The 12,278-nt window shown below is 38.4% G+C and carries 7 protein-coding genes; 3 read left to right on the forward strand and 4 right to left on the reverse strand.

The features are described 5' to 3' along the window. Nucleotides 1-59: 59 nt before the first annotated feature. A complete protein-coding gene (locus tag QM481_RS03640; RefSeq protein ID WP_283380687.1) occupies nucleotides 60-2,396 on the forward strand; it encodes an alpha-L-rhamnosidase-related protein in 2,337 nt (778 codons plus the stop codon). A 698-nt stretch (nucleotides 2,397-3,094) separates the two neighbouring features. On the opposite strand, the gene QM481_RS03645 is transcribed toward QM481_RS03640, so the two are convergent. Further along, a complete protein-coding gene (locus tag QM481_RS03645) occupies nucleotides 3,095-4,462 on the reverse strand; it encodes a DUF4369 domain-containing protein (RefSeq protein ID WP_283380688.1) in 1,368 nt (455 codons plus the stop codon). 281 nt (nucleotides 4,463-4,743) lie between these two features. Between QM481_RS03645 and QM481_RS03650 the strand changes: the two genes are divergently transcribed. Next, nucleotides 4,744-5,310 (forward strand): TetR/AcrR family transcriptional regulator, encoded by a 567-nt coding sequence (locus QM481_RS03650; RefSeq protein ID WP_166551375.1) that lies wholly within the window; start codon nucleotides 4,744-4,746, stop codon nucleotides 5,308-5,310. A 120-nt stretch (nucleotides 5,311-5,430) separates the two neighbouring features. Here the strand turns inward: QM481_RS03650 and QM481_RS03655 are convergent, their stop codons facing one another. From QM481_RS03655 to QM481_RS03665, 3 genes are all read right to left on the reverse strand, one after another. Beyond that, nucleotides 5,431-6,732: an aminotransferase class V-fold PLP-dependent enzyme gene (locus QM481_RS03655; RefSeq protein WP_283380689.1), complete on the reverse strand. Its 1,302-nt coding sequence runs from the start codon at nucleotides 6,730-6,732 to the stop codon at nucleotides 5,431-5,433. A gap of 817 nt (nucleotides 6,733-7,549) precedes the next feature. Then, the gene (locus QM481_RS03660) at nucleotides 7,550-7,951 is read right to left on the reverse strand and encodes a septal ring lytic transglycosylase RlpA family protein (RefSeq protein ID WP_095167487.1); all 402 of its coding nucleotides are present in this window, start codon (nucleotides 7,949-7,951) and stop codon (nucleotides 7,550-7,552) included. A 295-nt stretch (nucleotides 7,952-8,246) separates the two neighbouring features. Beyond that, nucleotides 8,247-9,230, reverse strand: coding sequence for an aldo/keto reductase (locus tag QM481_RS03665; protein ID WP_283380690.1), 984 nt, complete (start codon nucleotides 9,228-9,230; stop codon nucleotides 8,247-8,249). A 390-nt stretch (nucleotides 9,231-9,620) separates the two neighbouring features. On the opposite strand from QM481_RS03665, the gene clpB reads away from it, so the two are divergent. Next, on the forward strand, nucleotides 9,621-12,221 hold the full coding sequence (gene clpB / locus QM481_RS03670) for an ATP-dependent chaperone ClpB (RefSeq protein WP_283380691.1): 2,601 nt from the start codon (nucleotides 9,621-9,623) through the stop codon (nucleotides 12,219-12,221). Nucleotides 12,222-12,278 lie beyond the last annotated feature (57 nt).

Consider the following 12,278-nt stretch of genomic DNA (forward strand, 5'->3'; position numbering starts at 1 on the left):
AAATCCAATCTATCCAAAGATTTATTTATATTTATCGAATGTTTATTCCCCACTATAGCATGAGGTCAATATTATACAAAAGTCTTTGTTTTCTTGCTGCCATAATTTACTCAGTTTCATCGTATGCTCAGTTTCATCGTGAAGCTCGATGGATTAGTGTGACCGAACCTCAAAAAGCAAATCAATGGATTTGCTTTCGTAAAAAAATTACGCTCAAAAAAGCCATGGCAACTGCCATTACCAAAATCGCTGTCGACTCCAAATATTGGTTGTGGGTAAATGGACAGTTGGTGGTGCGTGAAGGAGGGCTCAAACGTGGTCCTAATCCACAAGATACCTATTATGACAATGTTGATTTAGCCCCATATTTGAAAGTTGGAGAAAATACTGTTGGTATTTTGGTTTGGTATTTTGGTAAAAAAGGATTCAGTCATAACAGTTCTGGACAAGCAGGACTCCTTTTTGATTTGCCTACGCCAAGCGGAAACAATTGGGTTAGCAATGCTTCTTGGCTTTGTAAAGTTCATCCTGCCTTTGGCGAAACACAAGCGCCATTTCCCAATTATCGCCTAGCGGAATCTAACATCCATTTCAATGCTCAAGAAGATATCGAGGGTTGGTACGAACCCAAATTTGATGATTCACGCTGGGAATCGGCTACTGAATTAGGAGCAGCAGGTGACGCGCCATGGAATCAACTTCTAGAACGTCCTATTCCTCAATGGCATTACAGTAATTTACAAAACTATACCAATACCCCTCCGCTCCCACTCGTTAGTGTAGGTGATACCTTGTTATTACAATTACCTCAAAATTTAGCAATTACTCCTTATTTTAAAATTGAAGCAAAAGCTGGGCAAAAAATAGATATTCGTACCGACAACTATTATGGCGGTAGCGAACCCAATATTCGAACTGAGTATATTACCAAAAATGGTGTGCAGGAGTTTGAAAGTCCCGCCTATTTTAATGGTCATACAGTCAAATACTTTTTCCCAAAAGGAATTAAAATATTAGCAGTTCAGTACAGAGCGACTCGTTATAACTATGAAATACAAGGAGATTTCACTTGCAATGATGCTTTTTTGAATAAACTGAAGGAAAAAGCGCTGACTACACTCAACCTCAATGTGCGTGATGTCATATCTGACTGTCCTGACCGTGAGCGTGCACAGTGGTGGGGCGATGTAGTAATCAATGAAGGAGAAATGTTTTACTACTGGAATCAAGCAGGGCATCAATCTTTACAAAAAGCCATTCGTGAATTAGTAGCTTGGCAAAAACCTGATGGAACGCTTTTTTCGCCAATTCCAGCAGGTAATTGGGATAGAGAACTTCCTGCCCAAATGTTGGCTAGTATTGGTGAATATGGTTTTTGGAACTATTATCGCTATACAGGCGACTCGGCACTCATTGCTGAGGTATACCCTGCCATCAAAAAATATCTTGCACTTTGGAAAATAGATGAGCATCATTTGGTAAAACATCGTCCTGGTGGTTGGATGTGGCATGACTGGGGACAAAATATAGATGTGGAGCTATTGGACAATGCGTGGTATTATTTGGCCATGAAAGGATTATGCAAAATGGCACATTTACTTGGTTTGGAGGAAGATGTAGCAGCCTATTCCTACCAAATGCAAGAAATGAAAGATGCTTTTAACGATACCTATTGGCGTGGTAATTTCTATAGAAGCCCCAACTACAAAGGTATTACTGATGATAGAGGCAATGGCTTGGCCGTAGTGGCAGGATTGAGTAGCCCAGAACAATATGGTTCTATTAGTCTATTTTTAAGTCAGGAGTTACATGCTAGCCCCTACATGGAGAAATATATTTTGGAAGCTTTGTTTCTTATCGGAGAAGATAAAAAAGCTATTGCTCGCATGAAGACGCGCTATAAATCTATGGTCAATAGCCCTATTAGCACCTTGTGGGAAGGCTGGGAGCTCAACAGCGCTACTTACGGCGGTGGCACGTACAATCATGGTTGGACTGGCGGACCAGCTACGCTTCTTTCACAATATGTGGCAGGGATTAGTCCTTTGGCAAATGGATTTAAAACTTATAAAATACAGCCTCAAATAGGCATTTTGACTTCGATAAAAGCACAAGCCCCCTGTCCAGCGGGTTTGATAAAAGTCAATATTCAAAATACCCCTCAGCAATTTACTTTGAGCGCAGAGGTGCCAATAGGGATGCAAGGGGTCATTTCAATTCCGATTTTAGCAGATATTTATACAGAAATTACGTGCAACGGAACTGTAATTTTTGCCAATGACAAATACATCAACGCCCTCCCATGGCTAGACTTAGTCCCAGGCAATGAGCATTATCTTAACTTTGAAGTAAAAAATGGAGGGAAAATTGTTTTTGTAGGGAAGAATAAGAGGTAGGGATAAGGCGCATAGTAGCAAAGATACAGAGTGGCAAAGGCACAAAGTAGCAAAGGCACAGAGGGAAAAATAAATTACTCCCTTTGTGCCTTTGCTACTTTATGCCTTTGTGCCTATCTTCTCTTCAGCATTAATTAATTTCAAATATGCAGGGAAGGAAAAATATATAAATTACCCCCTCTGTGCCTTTGTTACTTTATGCCTTTGTGCTATTTTTTCTTCCACATTAATTAATTTAAAATATGGAGGTAAGGAAAAATATATAAATTACTCCCTCTGTGCCTTTGTTACTTTATGCCTTTGTGCCTATCTTCTCTTCAAGCATTAATTAATTTAAAATATGGAGGTAAGGAGAAATATGTAAATTATTCCCTCTGTGCCTTTGCTACTTTATGCCTTTGTGCCTATCTTCTCTTCAAGCATTAATTAATTTAAAATATGGAGGTAAGGAGAAATATGTAAATTATTCCCTCTGTGCCTTTGCTACTTTATGCCTTTGTGCCTATCTTCTCTTCAAGCATTAATTAATTTAAAATATGCAGGGAAGGAAAAATATATAAATTACTCCCTCTGTGCCTTTGCTACTTTATGCCTTTGTGCCTATCTTCTCTTCAAGCATTAATTAATTTAAAATATGGAGGAAAGGAAAAATATATAAATTACTCCCTCTGTGCCTTTATTACTTTATGCCTTTGCGCCTATTTTTTTCTCTTCTTCTCTTCCGCATTAATCAAATTCAAATACTGCTCTGTATCTAATTTTTTGTTAGCGAGTATTTTATAATTTGCATCTAGCAAAAATACATTTGGATAGGTCTGGGTGTTGTAATCATTGGTAAAGTCAATACTCGAAGTATTGTCGTATCCATGAATAAACTTCTGAGCTTTAAAATCTTTGATAAATTTCTTCCAATCCTTTTTATCTTTTTCTTGTCCACGTACCCCGCAAGCCATAAAAACCTTTACGCCTTTTGCTTGTAATTTGGGATAGTCTTCTACCAACTTTTTGGTTGTTTCTTGACAGTGATGACAATTAGGGTCATAAATCATGACCAAGATATATTTCGATTTTGTTTGATAAAGACTCACAGGTTTACCGAGGGTATCGCTCATGGGTAAATCCTTGAGCGTATTACCAATCAAAACCTTTTTCATACGATACACGTACTCAAAATTGCGAACCACTGTGGCAGAATCCCATAACGCCACATTTTTGATCATATATTTCTCAGCTACGTGGGTGTACACTACCTCTTTTCCAAGGTAATCTGTCGAAAGAAATTTCTGTGCGATTTTACTAAACACGTACTTTCTTTGGTCAGATTTGGGTGGCGTGCGGTCAAGTAACCTATCAGAAATCTGAATTAAGGTATCTGGAGAATAAGGACCTTCTACTGTTTTGAGGTAATTTTCTAAGACAGGTCCAAGAAATGGCGTTCGCATCATACGTTCGTCCTCAAGGGCAACATTATCAAAATAATGTTTTAATAAATATTCATTGTGTCTGATTGTATCCTCGGTAGTAGGTTTGGCAGGATATGGAGGAGCAACAATTTCGGTATTGATACGAACAATATTGGCAGCCAAAGATTCTTTTCCATACTTCTGGACAAAAGCTTTCTTGTAAGCGTCAATATCGGCTATGAGTTTGGGGCGTTCGTTGGCAGGAGCATTTTGAATTTTAGCCCCTTTTTCGTTGACTGTTCTCAAAAATTCGGCAAATTGACGAGCTTCTTCAGAACCAACAATTTCCATTTTACCATATAAATCAGCCTTATCGGTATTGATGCTAAAATTCTGATTAGTGATCAATAAATCAAAAATCCGCTGATTCCCTTGTACCAACACATAAAAACCCAAGGGTAAATCTTTTTTACCTTGAAATAGGATTTTTCCATCACCATCCGCTTTGGCAGTATCCAAAGCCAAATAGCTTTTTTCAAAGCCATTCACCAAATAAAATGTAGAATCTCTCAGGCCTTTTACCTGAATCTCAATACGATGTTGTGCGTTCAGTTTAGCTGTCATCATGCCCAAAAATAGAAGGCAAATCATCCATCTCTTCATTCTGATATAAAGTTTTTTTGAAAACGAATTTACATAATTATCTCGGCTGTACCTTGTGATTAACAAAAGATTAACACAGCTCTTTAGTATTTTATCATGATTTAACAAGAATATCTAGGAAGATAATATGGTACAAAAAATATAAAAAATTGTAGGATTCAAACTACTATTTACCATTTAATAAACTCTAGGGCATTTTTCCTGAGTATGCTCCTTATTGTCAGCTAAATACTTGTAAATTAGCTCAATTAATTTTTTCTAAAACTATCTTGCCATCAAGTATGCCTATTCAAAAAGTTACTAAAAATGAGATAATAGCCAAAGCCCTAAACGTGTTCAGCAATAAAGGTTACCACAACACTTCTATGTCAGATCTCGCTGCGGAAGTTGGTCTGCTGAAGGGAAGCTTTTATCATTACTTTATTAGTAAAGAAGAATTAATGTTGCAAATTCTTGAAAGTATTGATTACGAGTTAAAAAGCAGTGTTTATCCCCTAGCCCAGCACAAGCAATATCCTGCCTCTAAACGAATGAAGTTGTTTCTGAAAGGTTTAAGTAAGGTGATTGTGCACAAAAATGGGGGTTGTATTTTGGGAAATACGATTTTAGAAACGGCCAATATTTATCCATCGTTTCGAGTATTGCTTACCACCATCATGGATGGAATTATCCAAAGCTTTACTGCTATTTATCAAGAACTTCACACACAAGAACAAGCGCATATATTGGCACAACAAACCCTTATGGAATTAGAAGGGGCCATTATGTTCTCTAAACTATATAGTAATCCGAGCATCTTTCAGGATTTTCAAAAACGAATGATTCAGCGCGTTGAAACTGATTCATAAGGATTGTATTGAACAAGCAGATTTCAGCTTGGCAATATCAATTGCACACTATTATATCTCAAAACTTTACAGGTTATTGCTTCGATAATTTCTCTGATGTTATCTTGATATTGCTTTGCTTCAATGATTCTTTTTTGGTTCTAAAGCTATTTCTTGAACCACCTTTACTACCTTTTCTAGGTCTTTGATAGGCGTATAAATATGAGGGGTGACTCGCACACCCACAATATTTTCCCAAGTTACGGGAGAGGTATAAATTCTGGCTTTTTTCATCAATGCTCCATGTAACTCTGAGGAAGTCATTCCTTTAAATCCTATGAGGGCTATCGCACCAGAAAATTCGGGTTTTAGAGACGTTTGGGTATAAAAATTTGGCAAGTCTATACAACGAGTTAATAGATAGTTTTTGAGATATTGTAACCTCTTTTGGATTCTTTCAGTACCAATAGCATTATGAAAATTCACGGCGTGACCAATCGCCATTTCAATAGGAAAAGAACGAGTACCTAGTCCTTCAAACTTTCGGATATCATCTTTCAAAGGATTATCTGAGGGGGTATGTGTCCACAAACTAGCAATATGCTCTTTTTTGACCCACAGTAAGCCTGTTCCAAAAGGTGCACAAAGCCATTTATGTAAACTTGCGCCCAAATAGTCACAACCTAAGTCGGGGATTTTATAGGCAATTTGTGCAAAGGTATGCGCCGCATCGACCACTACTTTAATCTTAGGATTTTTCTTTTTTACCGCTTCGGAAATAGCTTTTACGGGTAAAGTTTGCCCTGTCCAGTTAATCATGTGTGTAACATGAACGATTCTCGTATTTTCAGTCACCAAATCGACATATCTTTTGACTAATAAATCCTTATCCTCACAAGGTAATGGGTCATGATTGACATATTTAATCACAATTCCTTCTCGTTTTTCTCGCTGTCGCCAGCAGTGCAACATATTAGGATAATCTTGTAGAGACATAACTACTTCATCGCCTTTTTGTAGGTCTAAACCTAAAATAATCGTATCCAACGCCTCAGTAGCATTGCGATTAATAGCAATCTCTTCAGGAGAACACCCTGCTAAATCTGCCAGTTTGCTACGAACAGCCTCACGGTTTTCATCCAAAATTCGCCACATATAATAGGTTGGCGCTTCGTTACACAGCTTGTTGTAATGTGTTAGGGCATCTTGTACCATAATAGGTTGTGGACTTACCCCAGCATTACTCATATTAATCAAATTGGGCGAAGCAGAAAAGGCCAACTGAATTTGCGCCCAATAATCTTCATCGGTAGTGACATCCTTTTCGGGTGCGTAACTAAGAATACGCTGGAGATTTTGCTGAGTAGCTTGACTGGCAAAAGGTAAGGCAGATAAGCTTCCTGTACCGAGTACAAGATTTTGTAGAAAATTACGTCGTTGCATTATAGTTTGGAGCGTTTGAGGTAAGAAGGGCTTGGCTTGGCAAAGGCACAAAGGCACAAAGGCACAAAGGCACAAAGGCACAAAGGCACAAAGGCACAAAGTGTTTTATCTCAGTGTTTGGGGAAGCATCAAGTCAAATCCTCCCTAAATTTAATAAAGAATAGCTGTAATTTATAAATTTGAAGATTTGATAGTTTGAAAATTAGGAAAAGGGATTCTATCTATGAAGCTGTTTAAACTTTCTTAAAATTGCTTGCGTAAGCAATGAATTTATACTGTTTGAGCGAAGCGAGTTTATAAATTCTTGAATTTTTTGTTACTTTTTGTTTCAAGACAAAAAGTAAGACGAAGAATTAATCAATAAAATGTGTTTTTTGAAAAGTTTAAACAGTTTCTATGTTAAAATCAAAAAATCCCCTCACAACAACTCATCTCCTAACTCCTCAACCCTATCCCCTAACCCCTATTCCCAAAACACACTTTGCCTGATCCCTTTGAACCTCCAAACAAAAAACTCCTTAACTAACCCCTCACCCCTATCCCCTAAAACACACTTTGTGCCTCTGAGCCTGATCCCTTTGAACCTTAAAAAACAAAAAAATCCTTAACTAACCCCTCAACCCTATCCCCTAAAACCACTTTGTGCCTCTGTGCCTGATCCCTTTGAACCTTAAAAAACAAAAAACTCCTTAACTAACCCCTCTCCCCTATCCCCTAAAACCACTTTGTGCCTCTGTGCCTTATCCCTTTGAACCTTAAAAAACAAAAAATCCTCATACCCGAAGATATGAGGATTCATAAAAGGAAAAGATTGTTCCTAATTGCGTGCACTTGCATAAAGTGCATTTGGAATTTCTTGTTTAGAGAGGACCCTAACACGTACATTACCTATACCTCTTCTAACTATTCCAATTTTTTTGGCAGCCGCATAACTTAAGTCTAAAAGTACTTTTCTTCTATGCGGGCCTCTGTCGTTTACACGTACCACAGCTTTTTTGCCATTGGATTTGTTGGTTACTTCCAACAAGGTACCATAAGGCAAACTACGATGAGCTGCTGTGTAGCCATTATTTTTGTAGCGTTCGCCACTTGAAGTTCGTCTGCCGTTGAATTTACGAGCATAAAACGAAGCTTTACCCTGAAATGACCGTGCATCTTTTGCTACAATTGATAGTGAAATTACACTACAAAAAATAAGCAATAAAATGGATTTTACCATGTCTATTTTTTGGATGATGGAGTGCAAAATTACGGTAAAAACCTGTCATTTACAAGCTTGCACAATACTTATGAGTTTACGGCATTGTACTTTATTGATATACATTTTAGTTTTTTCAATTTGTAACACTTCTTAGATTAGTACAAAAAAGTGGGCTATCTGTCGAGATAGCCCACTTTTTAAAGAAATCTTACCAACTCTTTTTCTACGATAAGAATCTCTTATTTTTTCTAAAAAAAATATTTCTAAAAAGCCAATTTTAACAAATATTAACAAATTTACATAGGCTATTTCATTAGTATTTGCCACGAATCGCAGGCTTAATTTGGGTATCATATACCTCTCTCAAAGCTGTATGAATTTCGGCAGATAAAGGTTGTAAATCGCTTGAACTTACGTTTGACTCTACCTGCGGGATTTTGGTAGCGCCAGGAATAACCGTGGTAACTGCTGGATGATCCAAAATCCAGCGCAACGACCATTGTGCCAAACGCTCATCTGGCATAAGATTTCCTAGGCTCTGAGCAAATTCTACACCTTGTTCAAAAGCCACTCCTGAAAATGTTTCACCAACATTGAAAAACTCCCCATTGGCATTATAATTACGATGGTCAGTAGTAGCAAAAGTCGTGTCCTTGGTATATTTTCCACTCAATAGGCCACTCGCTAACGGAACTCGAACGATTAATGAAACGCCTTTTTCTTGAGCCTTCGCAAAGATTTCGTCTGCCAAATGTTGACGGAATAGATTAAAGATAATTTGTAAAGAAGCCAAACCTTCCTGCTCCAAACAAATAAGAGCCTCCTCAGCCGTCTCGACGCTTACCCCCCAATATTTAATTAAACCTTCGTCTTGCAGTTTTCTTAATGAGTCAAAAACATCACCTTTTTGCAATTCTTCGGTTGGGATACAGTGTAATTGTTCCAAATACAACTGCTCTAATTGAAGATTTTGAAGAGATTCTTCTACATGGCGTCTAATGGCTTCATACGTAAAATTTTGTGGCCAACCGTTTCCATTATCTCCTCTTCTTCCGAGTTTGGTCGCTACATACAGTGTTTCAGAACGAGTTTTCAAAAACTTGCCAATAACTTGCTCACTAATACCGCCACCATATACATCGGCTGTGTCGATAAAGTTACCTCCTAAATCCACAAAGCGATTGAGGATTTCGAAGGCGGACTCTTCAGTTACATTTCCCCAATCGGCACTACCTAGCTGCCAAGTACCAAGACCGATTTCACTAATAAGTTCTGTTTGAAATTTTCTGAGTTGCATGATGATTAATTGTGAATGAATGATTTAGTGATAATGTTTAATTATGAATGAGCGAATGGTGAATTGTGAATGTAACTTTTCAATTAATTACCAGTGCTTATAATCATGAGTAATCTTGCCAAATAACAGTTAGTAAATTTTTATTGTAAAATACAGATATTACAAAATACAATCGCAATTCAGCATTAATACTAAAATTTATTCCTCTACAAATCTAAAGACAATATGACATTATAAATGCTGATTTGGAGGTATTCTACTGAAATTTTGACTGATAAAAATTCCCTAAATCATTCAAAATAAGACATTTTTTCCGATTATACGGATTGGATTCATATTTGATAAATAATTAGCAAATGAAACAAATCAGGACAAAACAAAACTACTGATATGAACTTTAATAAATACACCACCAAAACCCAGGAGATTATCCAGCAGGCAGCTACGATTGCCTCGGGTAATGGTCAGCAGGCCATCGAAGCGGGGCACTTGCTGAAAGCTATTCTTGAAGAAGACGGCAATACTTCGGGCTTTTTGTTGAAGAAAATGGGTGTGAATGAAAATATCCTATTGGCCAAACTTGAAAGTATTGTTAACTCCTATCCAAAAGTATCAGGCGGACAACCTTATTTGGCCAATGACGCCGCCGCTGCTCTGACAAAAGCCGAAAACTTATTGAAAGATTTTGAGGATGAGTTTGTCAGTGTAGAACTACTTTTGATGGGCTTATTTTTAGGAAAAGATTCAGTAGCTACTTTATTGAAAGATAGCGGCTTCAAAGAAAATACACTCAAATCAGCGATTAAAGAACTTAGAGGTAACACCAACGTGAAAGACCAAAATGCAGAAGCAACCTATCGTTCATTAGAACGATATGCTCGTAACCTAAATGAATTAGCCAAATCAGGAAAAATCGACCCAGTGATTGGTCGTGACGAAGAAATTCGTCGTGTTTTACAGATTCTTTCTCGCCGTACCAAAAACAACCCCATGTTGATTGGTGAGCCTGGCGTAGGTAAAACCGCTATCGTAGAAGGTTTAGCACAAAGAATCGTATTGGGCGACGTACCCGAAAACCTTCGTAGCAAAACGATTTATACCCTAGACATGGGCTTGTTGATTGCGGGGGCCAAATACAAGGGTGAGTTTGAAGAGCGTTTGAAGGCTGTTATTAAAGAGGTAACCGACGCAGAGGGTGAAATCATCATGTTTATTGATGAAATACATACCTTGATTGGCGCAGGAGGCGGTGGCGATAGTGCTATGGATGCGGCCAATTTGCTCAAACCAGCTTTGGCACGTGGCGAATTGCATGCGATTGGTGCGACTACGCTCAAGGAATACCAAAAATATATCGAGAAAGACAAAGCACTCGAACGTCGTTTCCAAGCCGTAAACGTTGGTGAGCCAGATGTGACAGATGCCATTTCTATCTTGAGAGGTATCAAAGAAAAATATGAACTTCACCACGGAGTACGCATTCAGGACGATGCAGTAATTGCAGCGGTTGAGCTGTCAAACCGCTATATTTCAGATCGCTTTTTACCTGATAAAGCCATCGACTTGATGGACGAAGCAGCTGCAAAAATGCGTATGGAAATTGATTCTGTTCCTGAAGAAATTGACGACTTACAACGCCGTATCATGCAACTCGAAATTGAAAGAGAAGCGATTCGTCGTGAAAATAATAAAGAGCGTGAAACCATTATCAGTCGTGAATTGGCAGAATTGACTGAGAAAAAGTCTGGTTTGATGGCCAAATGGCAATCCGAAAAATCGGTGCTCGATAATGTTCGCAAAATCAAGGAAGATATTGATCGCTTGAAATTAGAGGCAGAGCAAGCAGAACGTTCTGGCGATTATGGTAAGGTAGCAGAGATAAGATATGGTAAATTGCTTGAGGCGGAAAACAAGCTCAAAGAGCTACAAACACCGAAAGTAGAAGAAAACACCATGCTTCAGGAAGAGGTAACAGCTGAGAATATTGCCGAAGTTGTAGCGAAATGGACAGGCATTCCAGTATCGAAAATGATGCGTGCCGAGCAAGAAAAACTCTTGCACATGGAAGAAGAACTAGGCAAACGTGTAGCTGGACAAGAGGAAGCGATTGAGGCTATTTCAGATGCAGTGCGTCGTTCACGCGCTGGTATGCAAGACCCTCGCCGCCCGATTGGTTCATTTATTTTCTTGGGTACAACAGGGGTTGGTAAGACCGAATTAGCCAAATCACTTGCTGATTATCTATTCAACGATGAAAATGCGATGGTCAGAATCGATATGTCTGAGTACCAAGAACGTCATGCGGTAAGCCGTTTGATTGGAGCACCTCCAGGATACGTAGGTTATGATGAAGGTGGTCAGTTGACCGAAGCAGTGCGTCGTAAACCTTACAGTGTAATTTTGCTCGATGAAATTGAGAAAGCACACCCAGACGTTTGGAATATCCTTTTGCAAGTACTAGACGATGGTCGTTTGACCGACAATAAAGGCCGCATTGCCAATTTCAAGAATACAATTATCATTATGACTTCAAACATTGGTAGTCATATTATTCAAGAAAAATTGGCAGAAATGGAAGGCTGGAATGACCATATCATCTTGGAAAAAGCCAAAGAAGAAGTCATGAGCTTATTGAAACAAGTGGTTCGTCCAGAGTTTTTGAACCGTGTGGATGAAATTGTAATGTTTGAGCCACTTTCTAAAAACAACCTTCATAAGATTGTTGAAATACAGTTCAAACAAATCCAAGACCGTTTGAAAGAGCAGGGTATCACTCTGGAAGCTACCGACGAAGCCTTGACATTCTTAGCTGAAGAAGGTTATGACCCAACCATGGGAGCTCGTCCACTCAAGCGTGTATTGCAAAGAAGAATTTTGAACGAACTGTCAAAACAAATTCTTGGACATTACGTAAGCAAAGATTCTATTGTGATGATGGAATTGGACGAAGATAAATCATTAAAATTCTCGAACGTTACAGTCGAGGTTTAAGTCAAATAGTTGGTTGAGGAGAAAAAAGGAGACTACAGAGTTGAGAGATGGGTTGTG

Origin of the sequence: Flectobacillus rivi, from assembly GCF_030056655.1 — a bacterium.
Taxonomy (GTDB): domain Bacteria; phylum Bacteroidota; class Bacteroidia; order Cytophagales; family Spirosomataceae; genus Flectobacillus; species Flectobacillus rivi.